Source organism: Streptomyces sp. NPDC046939 (assembly GCF_040644575.1).
GTDB lineage: Bacteria > Actinomycetota > Actinomycetes > Streptomycetales > Streptomycetaceae > Streptomyces.
Genome location: NZ_JBEYWV010000002.1, coordinates 56,532 through 75,531 on the forward strand (window position 1 = coordinate 56,532; position 19,000 = coordinate 75,531).

At 71.5% G+C, this 19,000-nt stretch carries 20 protein-coding genes; 10 read left to right on the plus strand and 10 right to left on the minus strand.

Annotation, left to right across the window (positions count from 1 at the left end):
• Window positions 1–94 precede the first annotated feature (94 nt).
• Window positions 95–1,192: a hypothetical protein gene (locus ABZ877_RS02530; RefSeq protein ID WP_361063065.1), complete on the minus strand. Its 1,098-nt coding sequence runs from the start codon at window positions 1,190–1,192 to the stop codon at window positions 95–97.
• 120 nt (window positions 1,193–1,312) lie between these two features.
• On the opposite strand from ABZ877_RS02530, the gene ABZ877_RS02535 reads away from it, so the two are divergent.
• From ABZ877_RS02535 to ABZ877_RS02545, 3 genes are all read left to right on the plus strand, one after another.
• The gene (locus tag ABZ877_RS02535; protein WP_361063068.1) at window positions 1,313–1,765 is read left to right on the plus strand and encodes a DUF4442 domain-containing protein; all 453 of its coding nucleotides are present in this window, start codon (window positions 1,313–1,315) and stop codon (window positions 1,763–1,765) included.
• A 69-nt stretch (window positions 1,766–1,834) separates the two neighbouring features.
• The gene (locus ABZ877_RS02540) at window positions 1,835–2,008 is read left to right on the plus strand and encodes an antitoxin (protein WP_361063072.1); all 174 of its coding nucleotides are present in this window, start codon (window positions 1,835–1,837) and stop codon (window positions 2,006–2,008) included.
• Between the two features lie 225 nt (window positions 2,009–2,233).
• The gene (locus ABZ877_RS02545) at window positions 2,234–2,884 is read left to right on the plus strand and encodes a DedA family protein (RefSeq protein ID WP_361063075.1); all 651 of its coding nucleotides are present in this window, start codon (window positions 2,234–2,236) and stop codon (window positions 2,882–2,884) included.
• Between the two features lie 16 nt (window positions 2,885–2,900).
• Here ABZ877_RS02545 and ABZ877_RS02550 read toward each other — a convergent pair whose 3' ends face one another.
• On the minus strand, window positions 2,901–3,437 hold the full coding sequence (locus ABZ877_RS02550; protein WP_361063078.1) for a gamma carbonic anhydrase family protein: 537 nt from the start codon (window positions 3,435–3,437) through the stop codon (window positions 2,901–2,903).
• A gap of 118 nt (window positions 3,438–3,555) precedes the next feature.
• Here ABZ877_RS02550 and ABZ877_RS02555 point away from each other — a divergent pair, with 118 nt between their 5' ends.
• Window positions 3,556–4,296 carry an acyltransferase gene (locus ABZ877_RS02555; RefSeq protein WP_361063081.1) on the plus strand — a complete coding sequence of 247 codons (741 nt, stop codon included), beginning with the start codon at window positions 3,556–3,558 and terminating at the stop codon, window positions 4,294–4,296.
• A gap of 131 nt (window positions 4,297–4,427) precedes the next feature.
• Complete coding sequence (locus ABZ877_RS02560) at window positions 4,428–5,669, plus strand: MFS transporter (RefSeq protein WP_361063853.1); 1,242 nt, start codon at window positions 4,428–4,430, stop codon at window positions 5,667–5,669.
• Between the two features lie 307 nt (window positions 5,670–5,976).
• Here ABZ877_RS02560 and ABZ877_RS02565 read toward each other — a convergent pair whose 3' ends face one another.
• Complete coding sequence (locus ABZ877_RS02565; protein WP_361063085.1) at window positions 5,977–6,858, minus strand: EamA family transporter; 882 nt, start codon at window positions 6,856–6,858, stop codon at window positions 5,977–5,979.
• 93 nt (window positions 6,859–6,951) lie between these two features.
• Between ABZ877_RS02565 and ABZ877_RS02570 the strand changes: the two genes are divergently transcribed.
• From ABZ877_RS02570 to ABZ877_RS02580, 3 genes are all read left to right on the plus strand, one after another.
• Complete coding sequence (locus ABZ877_RS02570) at window positions 6,952–7,524, plus strand: XRE family transcriptional regulator (RefSeq protein ID WP_361063087.1); 573 nt, start codon at window positions 6,952–6,954, stop codon at window positions 7,522–7,524.
• 77 nt (window positions 7,525–7,601) lie between these two features.
• Window positions 7,602–8,162, plus strand: a complete 561-nt coding sequence (locus tag ABZ877_RS02575; RefSeq protein WP_361063090.1) for a YbaK/EbsC family protein — start codon at window positions 7,602–7,604, stop codon at window positions 8,160–8,162.
• A gap of 144 nt (window positions 8,163–8,306) precedes the next feature.
• Window positions 8,307–9,206: an NAD(P)-dependent oxidoreductase gene (locus ABZ877_RS02580; RefSeq protein WP_361063093.1), complete on the plus strand. Its 900-nt coding sequence runs from the start codon at window positions 8,307–8,309 to the stop codon at window positions 9,204–9,206.
• Window positions 9,207–9,209: 3 nt separating this feature from the next.
• On the opposite strand, the gene ABZ877_RS02585 is transcribed toward ABZ877_RS02580, so the two are convergent.
• The 7 genes from ABZ877_RS02585 to ABZ877_RS02615 form a co-directional block, all read right to left on the minus strand.
• A complete protein-coding gene (locus ABZ877_RS02585; protein ID WP_361063096.1) occupies window positions 9,210–10,460 on the minus strand; it encodes a hypothetical protein in 1,251 nt (416 codons plus the stop codon).
• A 9-nt stretch (window positions 10,461–10,469) separates the two neighbouring features.
• Window positions 10,470–11,261: an inositol monophosphatase family protein gene (locus ABZ877_RS02590; protein ID WP_361063099.1), complete on the minus strand. Its 792-nt coding sequence runs from the start codon at window positions 11,259–11,261 to the stop codon at window positions 10,470–10,472.
• A complete protein-coding gene (locus ABZ877_RS02595; protein WP_361063102.1) occupies window positions 11,258–11,884 on the minus strand; it encodes a 2'-5' RNA ligase family protein in 627 nt (208 codons plus the stop codon). The genes ABZ877_RS02590 and ABZ877_RS02595 overlap by 4 nt, the downstream gene beginning before the upstream one ends.
• Window positions 11,881–12,735 carry a carbohydrate kinase family protein gene (locus ABZ877_RS02600; protein WP_361063105.1) on the minus strand — a complete coding sequence of 285 codons (855 nt, stop codon included), beginning with the start codon at window positions 12,733–12,735 and terminating at the stop codon, window positions 11,881–11,883. Before ABZ877_RS02600 ends, ABZ877_RS02595 begins: the two co-directional genes overlap by 4 nt.
• Complete coding sequence (locus tag ABZ877_RS02605; RefSeq protein ID WP_361063108.1) at window positions 12,732–13,994, minus strand: DUF4145 domain-containing protein; 1,263 nt, start codon at window positions 13,992–13,994, stop codon at window positions 12,732–12,734. The genes ABZ877_RS02600 and ABZ877_RS02605 overlap by 4 nt, the downstream gene beginning before the upstream one ends.
• Before the next feature lie 92 nt (window positions 13,995–14,086).
• Window positions 14,087–14,494 carry a CoA-binding protein gene (locus ABZ877_RS02610; RefSeq protein WP_361063111.1) on the minus strand — a complete coding sequence of 136 codons (408 nt, stop codon included), beginning with the start codon at window positions 14,492–14,494 and terminating at the stop codon, window positions 14,087–14,089.
• Between the two features lie 117 nt (window positions 14,495–14,611).
• Window positions 14,612–16,576 (minus strand): amino acid transporter, encoded by a 1,965-nt coding sequence (locus ABZ877_RS02615; RefSeq protein WP_361063114.1) that lies wholly within the window; start codon window positions 16,574–16,576, stop codon window positions 14,612–14,614.
• 128 nt (window positions 16,577–16,704) lie between these two features.
• Here ABZ877_RS02615 and ABZ877_RS02620 point away from each other — a divergent pair, with 128 nt between their 5' ends.
• Entirely contained in the window at window positions 16,705–17,325 is a 621-nt protein-coding gene (locus tag ABZ877_RS02620; protein WP_361063117.1) for a YigZ family protein, read from the plus strand.
• 253 nt (window positions 17,326–17,578) lie between these two features.
• Window positions 17,579–18,961: a ricin-type beta-trefoil lectin domain protein gene (locus tag ABZ877_RS02625; protein WP_361063120.1), complete on the plus strand. Its 1,383-nt coding sequence runs from the start codon at window positions 17,579–17,581 to the stop codon at window positions 18,959–18,961.
• The last annotated feature ends 39 nt before the right edge of the window (window positions 18,962–19,000 follow it).

Here is a 19,000-nt window from a genome sequence, read left to right on the forward strand (position 1 = left end):
AGGGACTATCGCCGCCGCACACCTCATCTGCCAAACCGTTTCCCCGGCCAGGGGGCTCACAGGGCCGGGGGCGGCAGGCCAGGAGACGGTCGGGTCAGGAGACGGTCGGATCCTTGTAGTAGCGGACCGAGCCGAGGATCTTGTCGATCGTCGCGTCGTCCAGCTCGTCCTTGACGCCCTTGGCCCCCCACAGGTCGAAGGAGACGAAGTCGCCCGACTCATTCTGGAAGGCGAAGACGACCGCCTTGCCGTCGCTGGCGCACTTGCCCTTCTGCGGCGTGTTCTCCGAGGTCGCCTTGATGAGGCTGCCCTTGATGCCCTGGCCGTTGGTGAAGTCCCGCGCCTTGCCCATCTTCACCGACTTCAGGTCCGGCTCGGTGTATCCGCCGTAGATCCACCACGGCACCCGGTTCTCGGCGGCCTGCGCGGCGCTCTTCGCACCGTCCTCACCACGCGTGCCCGCACCGGCGAGGGAGGTGTCCTCCTTGCGCCCGTCCTTGTCGGAGTCGTCGGAGCACCACTTGGACTTGAACTCGGCGGGGGCCGACACGGTGGTCATGCCGTGCTGCTTCTTGCCCTTCTTGTCCTTGTAGTCGTACTCGAACCCGATGATCTGGTCCGAGCCGCCGGGGCTGACCTCCCAGTCCGGCGGGACGTCGAAGACCGTCTTGTGCTTGGCGTTCACCACGGGCTGCCACCCGGCGACGACCGGCTGCACGGCGGCGTCGGAGCCGCGCGGGTTGCCGCCGCCCGTCTCGGAGGCCGACGCGCTCGGCGACGGGCTCGCGGACTGCGAGGCGGCGGGGTTCTTCTTGTCGCCGTCCTTGCCGTTCTTGGCCTCGTCGTCCTTGTCCCCGCCGAGGACCAGGAAGCCGGTCACCCCGGCCGCGACCACGACGGCCGCCGCGGCGACGATCGCGACGATCTTCGTCCGGTTGTCGCCCTTGCCCGGGCCGCCGCCCTGGTGCGGCGCCTGCGGCGGACCGATCGGCGTCGTCGGCGCGTTCCACCCCGGCTGCGTCGGCTGCTGGTACGGGTTCGGCTGCTGGTACCCCGGCTGCTGATAGGGGTTCGGCTGCTGATAGCCGGGCTGCTGGTACGGGTTGGGCGCCGGCGGGCTGCCGGGGTGGTTCGGCTGGTTCGGGTCCTGCGGGTTCTGCTCGCCCCCGGGCGGCTGCTGTCCTGGCCACATGGCCGTAAACGATAGAGGGTCCCGGGGTGCGTGAGGTCCGCGCACGGTACCGGACGTGCAACGGTTTCGCGCCACCGGAGAGGATGGCCAAGCTTGCTACCGACCGGTAACATGCGGGTCATGAGCGCAGACCAGATGTCCGTCGGCGAGATGCTCGCCGCGACCGTGCCGATGGCCCGGACCCTGAACCTCGACTTCCTGGAGACCACCCCGGAGAAGGCGGTCGTCGCCCTGCCCGACCAGGCTGAGTACCACAACCACGTCGGCGGCCCGCACGCCGGCGCGATGTTCACGCTCGCCGAGTCCGCGAGCGGCGCCGTCGTCCTCGCCGCCTTCGGGGACCAGCTCTCGCGGGCCGTGCCGCTGGCCGTCAGCGCCGAGATCGCCTACAAGAAACTGGCCATGGGCCGGGTCACCGCCACGGCGACCCTCGGCCGCCCGGCCGCCGAGGTGGTCGCGCAGCTCGACGCGGGGGAGCGCCCCGAGTTCCCGGTGGCCGTCGCGATCCAGCGGGAGGACGGCGCCGTCACGGGCGAGATGACCGTCGTCTGGACCCTGCGCCCCAACAGCTAGCTCTGCGGATGCGGCGATCCGGGTGAGCCCCCATGCTGGAGGCAACGGCTCGAACCGAGGAGGCCGACCATGTCCGTGATGGACAAGCTCAAGCAGATGTTGAAGGGCCACGAGGACCAGGCCGGCAAGGGCGTCGACAAGGCCGGTGACTACGTGGACGACAGGACCCAGGGCAAGTACAGCAAGCAGGTCGACATGGGTCAGGACAGGCTGAGGGACCAGTTCGGCGACGAGCAGAAGTAGGCCGCGCCCTCGCTGCCCGCACCACCCGCCCGCAGAGCCCCGCCGAACAGACGGCGGGGCTCTGCCACGTCCGCGCTCTTTCTCGCCGCTCTTTCTCACCGCCGGCCCGATGCACCTTTCCGGACTCCGACGCGTCATAGGGAACAGGTAGGCTGCCCGGCGTGCGCGGCCCGCGGGGGAGCGCACGCCGGTCACACGGTTTTTCGGGTACGGGAGGCGACCGCGTTGCACGTCCAGGAATGGCTCGACACGATTCCGGCGGTCGCGATCTACGCGCTGGTGGCCGGGGTCATCGGCCTCGAGAGCCTGGGCATTCCGCTGCCCGGCGAGATCGTCCTCGTCTCGGCCGCGCTGCTGTCCTCGCAGCACGGCGAGGTCAACCCCGTCATCCTCGGCATCTGCGCCACGGCCGGCGCCGTCGTCGGCGACTCCATCGGGTACGCGATCGGGCGCAAGGGCGGCCGGCCGCTCCTCGCCAAGCTGGGCCGCAAGTTCCCCAAGCACTTCGGGCCCGCCCACATCGCCACGGCGGAGCGGTCCTTCGACAAGTGGGGCATGTGGGCCGTCTTCGTCGGCCGCTTCATCGCGCTGCTCCGCATCTTCGCCGGTCCGCTCGCGGGCGTCCTGCACATGCCGTACTGGCGCTTCCTGATCGCCAACGTCCTCGGCGGCATCGTCTGGGCCGGCGGCACGACCGCCGTCATCTACTACCTGGGCATCGTCGCCGAGGACTGGCTGAAGCGGTTCTCGTACGTGGGTCTCGGCCTGGCCGTCCTGTTCGGGCTCGGCTCGATGCTGTTCATGAAGCGGCGCGCGGCCAAGGTCGCCGCGGAGAAGCCCCCGGCCGAGCCGGAAGCGGTCCCGGCCGGGGAGTGACACCCGCTCGACAGGGTCAGGCGTGGGCCGCCCGGTGGGCCTTGGCCAGCTCCACGTAGAACGTGCCGTTGAGGGTGAGGCCCTCGCGCTCCTCCTCGGTCAGTTCCCGCCGGACCTTGGCGGGGACGCCCGCGACCAGGGAACCGGGCGGGACGACCATGCCCTGCGGGACCAGCGCCTGCGCCGCGACCAGGGAGCCCCTGCCGATCACCGCGCCGTTGAGGACGGTCGCGCCCATGCCGACCAGGCAGTCGTCCTCGACGGTGCAGCCGTGCAGGACCGCGTTGTGCCCGACGGAGACGCGCTCGCCGACCGTCACCGGGAAGCCCGGGTCGACATGGACCGTGCAGTTGTCCTGGATGTTGCTGTCGGCGCCGATCTCGATGGGTCCTGCGTCCGCGCGCAGCACCGCCCCGTACCAGACGCTCGCGCCCGCGCGCAGCGTCACCTCGCCGATGACGACGGACGTCGGCGCCGTGAACGCCTCCGCGTCCACCGCCGGTTCCTTCCCGCCGATCCCGGTGACGAGTGCCTCGTGGCCCGTGCTTCCCATCGCCTGCCGCTCCTCGTGTGCGTCGTGTGCTGTCGCGCCTGGGCGAACCGTACCCGTGGGGTGAAGATCACAGCTCGGCGAGGTGGGGACGGACGGTACGGGTGAGTAACGTGGCGCCGTGCCGAAGCAGTGGAACGTGTTCTCGCCGCGTGGGCGGTCCGCCAGGGGCGGTCTCGCCCACCGCGCCGTCCAGGCGGGCTGGCGCTGGGCGCAGCGCGCGGGCGCGGTCACCGCGGAGCGCCCCGGCGGGCACCGGTTCGGCGCGATCGGGCACGGGACGAAGCTGGCCTTCCCGCAAGGGACCGTGTTCGGGGAACCCTGGATCCGGCTCGGGGCCCACTGCATCATCGGCGAGCAGGTCACGCTGACCGCCGGGCTCATGCCCGACCTCGACCTCGGGCCCGACCCCATCCTGACCCTCGGTGACGGTGTCGTCGTCGGACGCGGCAGCCACGTCATCGCGGACACGACGGTCACCATCGGCCGCGACGTGTACATGGGCCCGTACGTCTACATCACCTCCACCAATCACTCCTACGACGACCCGCACGAGCCCATCGGGCGGCAGTGGCCCCGCATGGAGCCGGTGGAGATCGGGCCCGGCTGCTGGATCGGCACCGGCGCGGTGATCCTGCCGGGCGCCCGGATCGGCCGGAACGTGGTCGTCGCGGCCGGGGCCGTGGTGCGCGGCGAGGTGCCGGACCACGCGGTGGTGGCCGGGGCGCCCGCGCGGATCGTCCGGAGCTGGGACGCGGAGACGGGCTGGCAGCCGCCCCTGCGCACCCCCGCGCCGCGCCCGATCCCGTCCGGGGTGACGCCGGAGCAGTTGCTGGCTCTGGCCGACCTCGAGGAGCCGTAACCGTGTGGTGCGATAGTGAACCCTGGATTCGAAAGATGTAACGAGCAACCAGGAACTCCGTGGACACCAGCGAGAGCAGCACCGACAGCGACAGCGGTACCGGCACCGGCGGCGGACAGCGGGAGGCCGGGGTGGAGCGGCGCGGATGGCGCCGCTTCGCCATGGACACGCGTCCCCTGCGCATCCCCGCCTACCGCCGGCTGTGGTCGTCGACCATCGTCACGGCCGTGGGCAGCCAGCTCACCGCCGTCGCCGTGCCCAAGCAGATCTTCGACATCACCGGCTCGTCCGCGTGGGTCGGCGCCGCGAGCATGGCGGGGCTCCTCCCGCTCATCGTGTTCGCCCTGTGGGGTGGCGCGGTCGCCGACACCATGGACCGGCGCAAGCTCCTGCTGATCACCAACTGCGGCATCGCCGTCACGTCGGTGCTCTTCTGGGTCCAGGCCCTCATCGGGCTCGACTCGGTCGGCGTGCTCATGGTGCTGCTCGCGCTGCAACAGGCGTTCTGGGGCCTCAACGCCCCCGCGCGCAACGCCTCCATCGCCCGGCTCGTGCCCGAGGGGCAACTGGCCGCCGCCAACGCGCTCGGCTCGACCGTCATGCAGACCGGCCAGGTCGTCGGCCCGCTCCTGGCCGGTGTCCTCATCCCGGTCATCGGCCTGCCCGAGCTGTATCTGATCGACGCGCTCGCGCTGTGCGTCACCGTGTGGGCGGTCTACCGGCTCCCGGCGCTGCCGCCCCTGGACGCGACGGCGAAGCGCCGCGCGGGCGTGCGCGAGATAGCCGAGGGCTTCCGCTACATCTCCGCGCGCAAGGTCCTGCTGCTCTCGTTCCTGGCCGACATCATCGCGATGGTCTTCGGCATGCCGCGCGCCCTGTTCCCCGAGCTCGCCGCCGAGACGTACGCCCCGTACGGGGAAGGGCTCGCCCTGGGCCTGCTGTTCGCCGCCATCCCGATCGGGGCGGTGGTCGGCGGCCTGTTCTCCGGCACGTTCTCGCGGGCGCGGCGGCACGGGTGGATGGTGATCGGCGCGGTCGTGGCGTGGGGCGCGGCCATCGCCGGGTTCGGGCTGAGCCGCAACCTGTGGCTCGCGGTCGTCTTCCTCGCCGTGGCCGGGATCGCGGACATGGTCTCGATGGTCTTCCGCGGCGCGATCCTGCTCTCCGCGGCCACCGACGAGATGCGCGGCCGGATGCAAGGTGTCTTCACCGTCGTCGTCGCAGGCGGCCCGCGCCTCGCCGACGTCCTCCACGGCGCCTCGGGCTCAGCCTTCGGCCCCCGCACGGCGGTCACCGGGGGCGGCCTCCTGGTCGTGGTCCTGATGCTGTCACTGGCCCTGGCAATACCGGCCCTGCGCCGCTACCGCATTTGACCGGCCCTGGGCTACTGGCGCGGGTGTCGTGCATTTGACCGGGGCTGGGGTGCTGGCGCGGGCGTCGTTTCCGTTTTTGGCCCGGGCCTGCTGGCGCGGGCGCCGTTGCCGCATCTGACCCGCGCCCAAGTCGCTCGCGCCAGCGCCGCTATCGCATCTGGCCTGTGCCTGGGCTGCTCGCCCGGGCACCGGTTCCGTAACTGATCCGCGTTCAAGCCGCTCGCTCGGTGGCGGGCGGGACGCGCCCGGCGTCGTCGCGACCGGACCGGGGCGCCGTGACCGGGGCCGCTCCCGGGGCCGGCCCCGCTCACCCCGCCGCCAGCAGCACCGTTCCGAGCAGGGCCAGGCCCGCTCCCGCCGCCTGGGCCCCGCGCAAGCGCTCCGACAGGAAGCCGCGTGCCGCCAGGGCCGTGATCACCGGGTAGAGGGAGGCCAGGACCGCCGCCACTGTCACCGGGCCCGACTGCGCGGCCAGCGAGTACGTGCCGTTGGCGGCGACGTCGGCCAGGCCGACGAAGGCCAGCGCGGGGAGCGAGCGCCGGATCAGGCGGGCGCCGCCCTCGGATGCGGCCGGGAGCACCGGCGCCCCGCGCTTGGCGGAGACGTAGAGGGCCGCGCCGCCCGCCGCCACGTTCGTCACGCGCTGCACGAACAGGGCGAGGAAGAGGCCGGTCAGCGTGGTGGACGCCTCCGAGATCAGGGCCATCACCGCGCCGAAGCCGAACGCGGCCACGAGCGTGAGCAGCACCGCCTGGCGCTGGACCGGGGCGCCCCGCAACTGCGGTCCGCCCGCCAGGACGATCCCCGCCACGGCTACGAGGATGCCCGCGACCTGGAGCAGCCCGGGGCGCTCCCCGAGGATCAGGCCGACGCCGACCGGTACGGCGACGCCGACCGAGCCGAGCGGGGAGACGACGCCCATCGGCCCGAGCGCCAGCGCCTTGTAGAAGGCGAGCATGGCGACCGGACCCACCAGGCCCGCGCCGACGGCGAACCAGAGCTGCGGCCCGGCCTCGCTCCATCCGCCCGTCGCGACGACGATCGCGCCGAGCACCACCACCGCGATGGACTGCGAGACGACCACGACCGTCAGCGCCGGCGTGCGTCGCGTGAGCAGCCCGCCGCCGAAATCGGCCAGACCCCACAGCACGCTCGTGGCCAGGGCGAAGAGCGCGGACTGTGCTTCCACTGACGACCTCGCAGTACAGTTTGCTGAACACTTTGGTGCACCACACCGTAGTTCAATGCATTGAACTCTGTCATCCATCATATTGGACGGAATGTGTCGGACCTCGACCTCCTGACCCAGTCCCTCGCCCGCAACGTCAAACACTGGCGGACCGAGCGCGGCTTCACCCTGGACGTGCTCGCCACCCGGGCCGGCGTCAGCCGCGGCATGCTCATCCAGATCGAGCAGGCCCGCACCAACCCGAGCATCGGCACCGTCGTCAAGATCGGCGACGCGCTCGGCATCAGCATCACCACCCTGCTCGACTACGAGCAGGGCCCCAAGGTCCGTATCGTCCCCGCCGAGCAGGCGGTCCGGCTGTGGTCCACGGACGCGGGCAGCTACCACCGCCTCCTCGCGGGCACCGAGGCGCCCGGCCCCCTGGAGATGTGGGACTGGCTCCTCCAGCCCGGCGACGGCAGCCGCTCCGACCCGCACCCGCGCGGCACCGTCGAACTCCTCCACGTCACCGAGGGCGAGCTGACCCTGGTCGTGGACGGCGCCGCGCACACCGTCCCCGAGGGGTCGAGCGTCACTTTCGAGGCGAACGTGGACCACGAGTACCGCAACGACGGCGACGTACCGGCCCGCATGATCATGGCGGTCTCGGTCCCGTTCGAACGCTGAGGCGCCGGAAGCGGGGCCGTCGTTCGCAGCGTGAGACGCGCGGAACCCGTCCCCGCCCCGGCTGTTAGCGTGCCGCCATGCGCGCACCCCTCGGCACCTTCGACGACGCCCGCCCCGCCCCCGACGCCCTGGACCTGCTCACCCGGCCCGTCGCCGACGCCGTACGGCACTGGCGCGGCACGGTGCCCGCGCGGGAGCTGGTCCACGTCGACACCGACCCCGAGTGGGCCGACACCGCCACCTTCGTCGAGCACTACGGGCCCGAGCTGCTCACCACCTCGGCCAACTGCGTGGTCGTCGCGGGCAAGCGCGGCGGCGAAACCACGCTCGCCGCGTGCGTCGTCCTCTCCACCACCCGGGTCGACGTCAACGGCGTCGTGCGCCGCCAACTGGGGGCGCGCAAGGCCTCGTTCGCCGCGATGGACACCGCCGTCGGCGCGACCGGCATGGAGTACGGCGGCATCACCCCCATCGGGCTCCCCGCCGACTGGCCGGTCCTGGTGGACGCGGCCGTCACCGACCTCCCGTACGTCCTCATCGGCAGCGGCACCCGCAGGGGCAAGCTGATCGTCCCCGGCAAGGCGCTCGCCGAGCTGCCGAACGCCGTGGTGCTCGACGGGCTCGGGGTCGCCGCGTAGAGGTGTGCGCAGATGGTGCGCCCGGCGTCCCCCGCCCGCACAGCGGCAGCCACGCCAGGAACGGGTCGTCGCCCGCACCGGATCGGTGGTCGAGCCTAAGCTCGCCCTGACGGACCGTCGGCCGACGAGGGAGTGGACGAAGAGATGAGCGACGACCTGACCGTGAGCGTCCTGGGCACCGGGATCATGGGCGCGGGGATGGCGCGGAACATCGCGCGCGCCGGGCACACCGTCCGCGCCTGGAACCGCAGCCGCGACAAGGCCGAACCCCTGACGGCGGACGGCGTGCACGTCGCCGGCACCCCGGCCGAGGCGGTCGCGGGCGCCGACGTCGTCCTGACGATGCTCTACGACGGGCCCGCCGCCCTGGAGGTCATGCGCCAGGCCGCCGACGGGCTGCGCCCGGGCACCGCGTGGATGCAGTCGACCACGGCGGGCCTGGACGGACTGAGCGACCTGGCCGACTTCGCCACCGCCCACGGCCTCGTCTTCTTCGACGCGCCGGTCCTCGGCACCCGCCAGCCCGCCGAATCCGGCGACCTGCTCGTCCTCGCGGCGGGCCCGAGCGCGTACCGGGACGCGGTGACGCCCGTCTTCGACGCGGTCGGCGCCCGCACGGTGTGGACCGGCGAGGACGGCGCGGCGGGCTCCGCGACCCGCCTCAAGCTCGTGGCCAACAGCTGGGTCCTGGCCGCCACCAACGCGGCCGGCGAGGTTCTCGCCCTCTCCAAGGGCCTCGGCGTCGACCCGCAGCACTTCTTCGACGCCATCGCGGGCGGCGGCCTCGACCTCCCCTACCTGCGCCTCAAGGCGGGCCTCGTCCTGGAGGACCGCCTCACCCCGCCGCAGTTCGCCGTCGCCACCGCCGCGAAGGACGCCCGCCTCATCGTCGAGGCGGGCCGCAGGCACGGCGTCCGCCTCGACGTGGCAGAAGCGAGCGAGGCCCGCCTGACCCGCGCGGCCGAACAGGGGCACGGGGAGGAGGACATGGCGGCGGCGTACTTCGCCTCGTTCGACGAGAAGGACACGCCGCACACCCTTTGAGCCTCACCCGCGCCCGCGCCGCAACAACGCCCGCAGCATCTGCCGCGCCGGGCGGAAGGCGGCGACCATCACCACCGCACCGGCCACGGCGCCCAGGGCCGATACGAGGAAGAGGCGGGGGCCGGGATCTCCCCAGACGGCTGCGGCGGAGAAGGCGACGCCGATCGGCAGGCCCAGGATGGTCAGCAGGCCTAGAGCCGCATTGACGCTGCGATTGGTCATGGCCTCCACGAGGCGCGCCGCGTCGGCGAGTTCGCTGATGATGTTGTCGAGCAGGGCCTGCAGCGCGTGCTGCTCCTGGAACTGCCGGAGCACTTCGTTGCCCTTGCCGCGCACGGTGATGTGGCTGGACCACAGGCGTCGCCGGACGTTCATGAGCCGGTGCTCGAGCGCGGCGAGGGTGTCGGCGTCGAGCTTCGCGGCGGGGGTGTTCGCCACCGCGTTCGCGACCTCGTTGAGCGCGTACAACTGCATGGCGCCGACGAGGAGGGCGTCGAGGTAGATGCTGTGTACGTGGGCCTCGGCGAGCGCGTGGAAGCCGTCGTCGCCGGGGTCGGCGGTCATGCCCACGAAGGCGGCGCCCTCCCGCAGGACGAGGGACCGCCAGTCCGCGGAGAAGATCACTGTGCCCGAGGCGACGGCAGGGTCCTCGGGATCGGGGGCGAAGCGCTCCTCGGAGCAGGCCGAGGCCAGGAGCCACAGCCACTGGTCCACGGCCGTCCATTCGGCGTAGGGGGCGGACATGATCGGCTCGGGCCGCCCCTCGAACGTCACGTGCGCCAGGGTCCGGGCACGCGTGCTCGTCCGCTCGAGTCGCGTCCCCGCCGGGAGCAGGGCCTGCAACGCGTCGCCGTCCGTCTCGCTCGGTGCGCCCGAGGTGGCGAGGCGACAGAGCCGCTCCAGGGCAGGGACCGGGCTCGACCCCAGTGAGTCCGGGTCGGTCAGGTCGACGTGGAGGACGGCGAGGCCGAGCCCGTCGCGCACGAGCGGCATGCGCAGGATCTCGACGCCGAGGACGCGGGCCCCGGCGAGCGGCACCGGCGTGGGGAAGGGACGGTGCCAGCGCACCGGCCGGCCATCGACCCCGTAGAGCACCTCTTGCAGCCGCGACTCGAAGTATGTGAGGCGCAGCTCCCGGCCGGCGACGTCCGGTCGCCGCGGCAGTCGCACGGGGAGGGGGCCGGGACTCCAGGACGGGGATCTCGCCAGCCGGACCTCGTAGATCACACAGGCCGAACCGCGGCGCAGGCGCACGCGCCCTCCTCAGGTGGTCGCATCCGTGGCCGTCCAATGGTCGATCAGTTCGCGCGCCAGCTCCCTCGGTCCGGCCACCAGAAGAGGGGAGTTCCAGGTGAACGCATCCCCGTCCGCTCCGAGGACGGTCCCGCCCCGGCTCGCCACGAGGGCGATGCCCGCGGCCACGTCCCACGGTTGCGGGCCGAGGCACACGCAGGCGTCCAGCCACCCCTCGGCGACGCCGACCAGGTCCATGCTCATGGCGCCCTGCATACGGACGCGGTAGGCGTCGGTGTGCAGTCGGCCGAGGAAGGCGTGGGTGGTTCCGGGGTCGCCGGAACTCGTGCCGGTGACCCCGACGACGGCGTTCGGCAGGTGTCCGACGTCAGAAGGCGTTCCGTCCTGCGCGCAGGGGCCGCTCGTGGTCCAATGACGCTTCAACGCTGGCGCGTTGATGACGCCCAGAACGGGCGTTCCGTCCTCCACCAGCGCGAGGGAGACGGAGTAGAACGGTGCGCCGCGGGTGAAGTTCATCGTCCCGTCGATCGGATCGAGGAGCCAGCAGCGGGAGGGTACCCGTCCGTCGGTCCCCGCCTCGCCCTCCTGGACCGACTCCTCGCCGACCAGCGGGATGTCCGGGGTCCGCGCCCGCAGAAACTCCGTCACCAGCGTCTGGACGCCGACATCGGCGTCGGTGACTTCCTCGCCCGACGCCTTGTACCGCCTCGCCGAGAGGCGACGGCCCTTACGGTCGAGCCATCGCGCCGCGGTCGTCGCGGCTTCCTCGGCCACAGGAAGCAGCGGGTGGTTCCGGTTCACGAAGCGTCCAACGGCCTTTTCGCAAGGATGCGGGCGTGGGCGCCGTTCTCCCCCATGACGTAGAAGCTCAGCCGGTCGAAGACCCAGTCCGCGCCGACCTCCGCGCGCGTGGGCGCGGTGTCGACGATGGTCCGGGCGGCCTGCTCGTCGGTGCGCCCCAACGTGATGTGCGGGGCGTAGGCCTCACCGGTGTAGCGGTAGCCGTAGCGGGCGTAGCTGGACCGTTCGGCCTCGGTGTAGCGCGACGTGTCCTTGGAGGTGTCGAACGCCGCCTGGTCGAGGTGCGGCGTGAGGACGGCGAGCGTCTCCTCCTGGAGCTTGTCGAGGACGGACGGCCGCGTGAGGCCGAGGAACACCCAGCCCGTCGGCTGGTAGTGGATGCCGGTAAACCCGAGGTGGATCTCGGCGGGCAGGCTGAGGGCTGCTCCGATGCGCCCCAGGTCTCGCGCCGGATCGAGGGTGTCGGTGAACGGCCCCTGGAACACGGTCACATGGGGCAGGTTGCCGTCCGGCGTGAGGGGCGGCTGCAGCCCGTGGTCGGCGCCCAGGGCGCGCTGTATATCGATCGCGGCCCGGAGATGGTCGGCGCGGGGGAGCAGGGCTACGCCCAGCCACCTGGTCATGGATGTGCTCCAATCTTCATGATCACGTGCGATGCGGCGTCGAGTCCTCTGCGCAGACAGGCTACGGGGGCCGCGCCGCTGAGCCATGCGGCGATGACGCCGGCGTCGAACGCGTCCCCGCCGCCGGTCCGGTCCACAGGCTCCAGGGGGCGTGTGTCCTCGTGGAAGAGTGTCCCGTCGGGCGTCGCCCACACGGCGCCGTGCGCGCCCATCGTGACCACCACGTGGCGCCCGAGCGACGCCGAGAGCGCGCGCGCCGTCGTCCGTGGATCGCTCCCGGCGACGCAGGGCAGGCGCGCTGCCTCGTCCGCGTTCATGAAGTGGAGTGCGGGGCCCGGCCCGAGGGGCGTCATGTCGCGCCCGTTCCACTCGACGGATACGGAGCACCCGGCGTCCTCGGCGAGGCCGAGGAGCCGCACCAGCGAGGGGCTCACTTCACCGACAAGGTGGACGTGGTCCGTGTCCCGCAAGTCGTCCGCGGTGACGGCGTCGAACGCCTGGGCCCGGTCCGCCCCCGCGAACGTCATCATGCGTTTGCCGTCGGAGTCGGAGAAGACGACCGCCATTCCGGTGCGGTTCGCGGTGTCCGTACGGACGAGGGAGGTGTCGACGCCGCCCGCCCTCAACTCGTCCAGGCAGAGCCTGCCCGGCAGGTCGCCGCCGACCGCGGACACAAGGCGGACCATGCAGCCTTCGCGGACGAGGCCCATGGCCGTGTTGGCGGCCGAACCGCCGGGGGCCGCAGCGTAGTCACCGCCGCGGAGCTTCTCGTGCTCGGCGGGCAGCCGCTCGGAGCGGATGATGATGTCGAAGTTGGTCGCGCCGACGACGAGCACGCGCGGAGCCGTCACGGTTCCCCCAGCCGGTAGCTCTCGAAGAGCACGTGCCGCACCAGCCGTTCCCGGCTCTCCGGCGTGTTGTCGATCGGGAAACTGGCGTGGGCGACGAGGTCACGCACGAGCGCCTCGAAGCGGTCGGTGTCGGACGCCAGGCCGTGGAAGGTCCGCATCAGGTCGTGGTGGAGTTCGTCGGCGTCCATCTCCACCTCTCGCAGCCAGGACTTGTTGGCGATGAGGACATTGGACGCGGCCGCCCGCAACTGGCGTTGGGCGGCCGGCGGCAGAGCTGTCGAGTCGAGCAGTTCGAAGTACCGGTCGTCGTCGCGGGCGTGCATCCGCAGGTTCTGCCCGCCCACGGCGAGGATGTCCGGGTTGAGCTGGAACAGCTCCAGACCGAGATGGTGCGGTACGTCGACGATCTGCACGCCCAGGTCCCGCAGCCCGGCCTCGTCCGTGGACAGGGCCGACAGGATGTTGCCGAACATGTCGCTCTGCCGGGGCACGGCGATCTGCGCGCCGGACGGGTCCGCCAGGAACTCCTCGGCCGTGACACCGCCCCAGCGGCCGGCGCGGGCCGCGAGGAGGTAGAAGTGGTGGCCGCCCATCGAGTAGCCGACGCGGCCCACGGTGACGACGTGGGAGCGGACCGCTTCGTCATGCTCGGCCATCCGCAGGACGCGCTGCTCGTTGTAGACAGCCACGTCGAGGATGCGCTCGGCCACGCTCGTCACCAGGCTGTCCGACCAGGGGAGCTGGAGATGGGAGACGCGGTGGCCGCGACGCTCCACGAGCAGGTCGAAGCCGCTGCCGAGCAGGACCGCCTTGACCACTATGAGCGTGGAGTCCGCGAGGCGGGTCGTGCACCGGCTGCGAGGCGTGGCGGCCAGCCAGTTCCTGCTGGCGTCATCGGCCTGCGACGCGGTCTCCTTCGCGTACCAGGAGGCCAACTGGGTCAGGGCTTGGAGGCACGGCTGGATGTCCTCCGCGGAGATCTCACCTCCGTCCGCTCCGTGCGCGTGGCTGCCGAAGTTGCCGTAGTTCTGGATGGTGCGGACCGCGAGGACGACCTTCGGCGGCACGACGGCGCTGGTCCCGAGCACGGTCAGCAGGGCTTCGAGGGTCGGTTTGGAGCCGATGGCCTGCCGTACGGCTACGTCCATGAGGATCGCCTCGGCCGCCCTTCGCGCGGTACTGAGGAAGACCTCAGGATCCCGCTGCGCGTACCCGAGCGCCTTCTTGTACAGCCGGAGCGGCTCCCCCTCGTTGCCCATGACGTGATGTCAGCACCCCCCAAGCTGTTGCGGGCACGCTACCAAGCGCGCCCGACAGAGGGGGTTGCTTTTACCCGCAAGGATGCTGCCGGTCAGCCGAGGCGCGGGATCTCGATCGCCGGGCAGCGGTCCATCACCATGTCCAGGCCCGCCGCCCGCGTGCGGTCGTACGCCTCCTCGTCGACCACGCCGAGCTGGAACCAGACCGCCTTGGCGCCGATGGAGACGGCCTCGTCGGCGACGGGGCCCGCGAGGTCGCTGTTGACGAAGACGTCGACCACGTCGACCGGGAAGGGGACGGCGTCGAGCGAGGGGTAGCCCTGTTCGCCGTGGACCGTCTCCGCCTTCGGGTGGACGGGGACGATCCGCTTGCCGAAGCGCTGCAGGACGGCGGCGACCCCGTACGCGGCGCGCGCCTGGTTGGAGGAGAGGCCGACGACCGCCCACGTGTCGCCGGACTCGGTGAGGATCTTCCGGATGGTGGCTTGATCGGCGTACATGCTGGCTCCCTACCGCCGTGACGCGAAACTCCCTGTCCTGTCCGTCAACCGGGCGGGTTCGCCGGGGATTCCTGTGCGCGGGCATTGACGCACCGACTGAACCCCCCCGGGTGCGCCTCAGCCCACGTGCACGCGCGGCCTGCGGGCCGGGTCCGGTTCCGCCCTGCGCAGCACCTCGCGCGTGACCGGTGCCACCTCGCCGTCGCCGAAGACCAGGAAGCGCAGCAGGTGGCTGACGGGGTGGCCCTCGGTCCAGTTGAAGTAGGCGTGCGGGACCTCGCCCGTACGGTCCCGCAGGTCCATGAGGACCGCCGCCACCGTGTTGGGGACGCCGGGGCCGTGCACACGCAGACGGCGCACCCCGTGCTTCTCGTCGCCGTGCACGGTCAGGTCCTCGGTGAAGTCGGAGGAGTCCTGCACGAACACCTCCAGGAAGAGCACCGGGGCGCCCTCGGGGATATGGGTGTCCTCGCGCTGGGCGTGCTCCTTGTCGCGGTACGCGGCGGTGCTGTGCTCCTGCGGCTCGTTCGCGATGATCCGGAGCGGGCCGTGCGCCGCCGCCTCGTCGACGATCCGGGTGGCGGCGTCGTCGTAGGCGACCGCGCCCGCGCGCAGCTCGAAGGCGCGGTGCACGCGCGAGGCGAAGGAGGAGAGCAGGATCGCCACGATGAAGATGGCGGCGATCTTGATGCCGTCGGGGCGTTCCACGACGTTCGTGACCAGGGTGTACGCGAAGACGGCGGTGATCGTGCCGAAGCCGACCGTCGCCCGGCGGTGGCCGTGCCGGTGCACGGCGACCGTGGAGGCGAACGACGCGGACAGCATCAGGACGAGAACGCCTGTGGCGTAGGCGCCGGACTGGTCGTCGACGTTGGCGTTGAACCACAGGGTGATGGCGATCGCCGCCGCCATGAAGGTGAGGACCAGGGGGCGCACGGCCCGCGTCCACTCCGGGGCCATGCCGTAGCGCGGCAGGTAGCGGGGGACGAGGTTGAGCAGGCCCGCCATCGCGGAGGCGCCCGCGAACCACAGGATGCAGATGGTCGACACGTCGTAGACCGTGCCGAAACCCTCACCGAGATACGTGTGAGCGAGGTAGGCGAGCGCGCGCCCGTTCGCCGAACCGCCCGCCTCGAACTCCTTCTGCGGGATGAGGATGGTCGTGGCGAGGCTCGACAGGAGCAGGAAGCCGCTCATGATCAGCGCGGCCGTGGTGAGCAGCTTGCGGGTGTCGCGGATCCGGCCCGCCGGCTTCTCGAACGTGTCCGATTCGTCGCCCCTGACCTGCGGCATCACCGCCACGCCCGTCTCGAAGCCGGACATGCCGAGCGCCAGCTTCGGGAAGACGAGCAGCGCGACGCCGACCATCACGAACGGCGAGGAGTGCTCGGCCGTCATCGCGTCCCACCAGTTGCCGATCTTCACCGGCGCGGTCGCGACGTGTGCGGCGGCCGTGGCGAGCACGACGACGTTCAGGGTCAGATAGGCGGCCACGAGGACGACCGCGACCCGGATCGCCTCCTGAAAGCCCTTCAGGAACACCGCGCCGAGCGCCGCGAGGAGCACGAGGGTGATCCATGTGTTGGCGCCGTGCAGCGCGGCGGGCGCGAACGGGTTCTCCACCACGTGCGCCGCCGCGTCCGCCCCCGACAACGTGATGGTGATCATGAAGTCGGTGGCGGCGAAACCGAGCAGGACCAGCACGAACAGCTTCCCCGCCCACCAGGGCAGGAGCCGCTCCAGCATCGCGATGGAGCCCTCGCCGTGCGGCGACTCCTTGGCGACCCTGCGGTAGACCGGCAGCGCGCCGAGGAGGGTGAGGGCGATCAGGACGAGCGTCGCGAGCGGGGACAGCAGACCGGCCGCCAGGGCGGCGATGCCCGGCTGGTAGCCGAGTGTGGAGAAGTAGTCCACACCTGTCAGACACATGACCCGCCACCACGTGTGTCCCTCGTGCTCCGCGGGCGCGTGTGCGTGCGGGCCCTGGTGGCGGGCCGTCCGGTCGGTCAGCCCCTCCAGGAGCCAGGCGCGCCAGCGCGGGGTGTGCGGCGCCGGGCGCTCGGTCTGGGTGCCGGTGGTCATGTGACGGTGCTTTCTGTGTCGGGGAGCGATCTCTGCCGCCGGGGCGGCGACGTGCGAGTATCCACCACATCGTCGCCCGCACATCGGGCGGGGGCGAATGCGGTCGTACCTGCGCATACGCTGGGGTGATGCAGGACGAGTACCGCACCGTGGCCCGTGAGGGCGTGCACGAGACAGAGATCAGCCGCTCCCGGTTCCTGTGCGCGCTCGCGCCCGCCGCGACGGAGGAGGAGGCCCAGGCCTTCGTCGCCCGCGTCCGCAAGGAGCACCCCACCGCCAACCACAACTGCTACGCCTACGTCATCGGCGCCGACGCCTCCGTGCAGAAGGCGAGCGACGACGGCGAGCCGGGCGGCACGGCGGGCGTGCCGATGCTCCAGATGCTGACGCGCCGTGAGATGCGCTACGTCGTCGCGGTCGTCACCCGGTACTTCGGCGGAGTGAAGCTGGGCGCGGGCGGGCTCATCCGGGCGTACGGCGGGGTGGTGGGGGAGGCCCTCGACGCGCTCGGCACGGTGACGCGCCGCCGGTTCCGCCTCGCCACGGTGACGGTGGATCACGCCCGCGCCGGAAAGATGGAGAACGACCTGCGGGCCACGGGCCGCGCGGTGCGCGACGTCCGGTACGCGGAGAAGGTCACGATCGAGATTGGGCTGCCCGAGGGGGACGTGGAGCGGTTCCGGGCGTGGCTCGCCGACGTGAGCGCGGGCACCGCCGGGTTCGAGCTGGGCGGGGAGGCGTACGGCTAGGGCGCATCTCGCCCGCTTGGGACGTTGGGTGCCCTGGGCGCCTGCGTCCCTTGCGCGTTTCTTGTGCGTTCAACTCCTGACGAACTGCCGCACTTCCGGACGCCGTTGGGGGTTTCTCGGGTTCATCTCTTGACGCTTGTGGTGCAGACCTTTAGGTTCCGGTTCGCCACAGCTTCATGAATGCGCCCTCTGTTCATCTACGTGAACGGCGGGCTCCCCCCAACGGCTTCCCGTGAAGGGCTGTGAACCCCCCATGTCCAGATCTCCCCGTGCCCGCTCGACCGTGATACACGGCGCTCTCGCCGCCGCGCTCCTCACCGTCTCGGTGGGCGCGCTCTCCGCGACCCCCGCCTCCGCCGCCACCGGCACCATCACCGGCCTCGCCGGGAAGTGCCTCGACGTGGCCGGGGCCAACTCCGCCAACGGCACCGCCGTCCAGCTCCACGACTGCAACGGCACCGCCGCCCAGCAGTGGACCGTCGGCACCGACGACACGGTCCGCGCGCTCGGCAAGTGCCTCGACGTCAAGGACAACGCGACCGCGAACGGAGCCCGGCTCCAGTTGTGGGACTGCGCGGGCACCGACAACCAGAAGTGGACCGTCACGGCCGCCCGTGACCTCGTCGGCCGGCAGTCCGGCAAGTGCGCCGACGTCACCGGCAACACCTCGGCGAACGGCACCCCCGTCCAGCTCTGGAGCTGTACCGGCGCCGCCAACCAGAAGTGGACGGTGCCCACCGGTGGCGGCACGGCCCCCGCCGCGCCGATGGCCGTCGCCCCGTACCTCTACAACGGCTGGGGCAGCCCGCCGAACCCGGTCACGATCATGAACGCGACCGGCGTCAAGTGGTTCACCCTCGCCTTTGTGCTCAGCAACGGCACCTGCAACCCGCAGTGGGACGGCGGCCGGCCGCTCACCGGCGGCGTCGACCAGCAAACGATCAACACGGTGCGGGCCAATGGCGGTGACGTCATCCCCTCCTTCGGCGGCTACAGCGGCAACAAGCTGGAGAGCTCCTGCTCCAGCGCCGCCGCGCTCGCGGGCGCCTACCAGAAGGTCATCGACGCATACGGGCTCAAGGCCATCGACATCGACCTCGAAGCCGACGCCTACAGCAACCCGACCGTGCAGCAGCGGACCGTCGACGCGCTGAAGACGGTCAAGGCGAACAACCCCGGCATCAAGGTGATCGTCACCATCGGCACCGACACCTCCGGGCCCGACACGAGCCTCATCAACCGGGCCGCGAACTCCGGTCTCACCGTCGACAGTTGGACGATCATGCCGTTCGACTTCGGCGGCGCCGGACAGAACATGGGCACCTTGACGACGCGCGCCGCCGAAGGTCTCAAGAACGCCCTCAAGAACGCGTACGGCTACAGCGACGACCAGGCCTACCGGGACATGGGCATCTCGTCCATGAACGGGATCACCGACGTCGGCGAGACCGTCACCCCCGCCGACTTCCAGACCATCCTCGGCTACGCGCAACAGCACCACCTCGCGCGCCTGACGTTCTGGTCGGCCAACCGCGACCGGCCCTGCCCGGCCGGTTACCCGAACGACGACACCTGCTCGGGCGTGAGCCAGAGCACCTGGCAGTTCACCGGCATCTTCGCCAAGTACACCGGCTGACCACCCCCTCACGCCGCACCCTCACAGGTTCACAGGAGA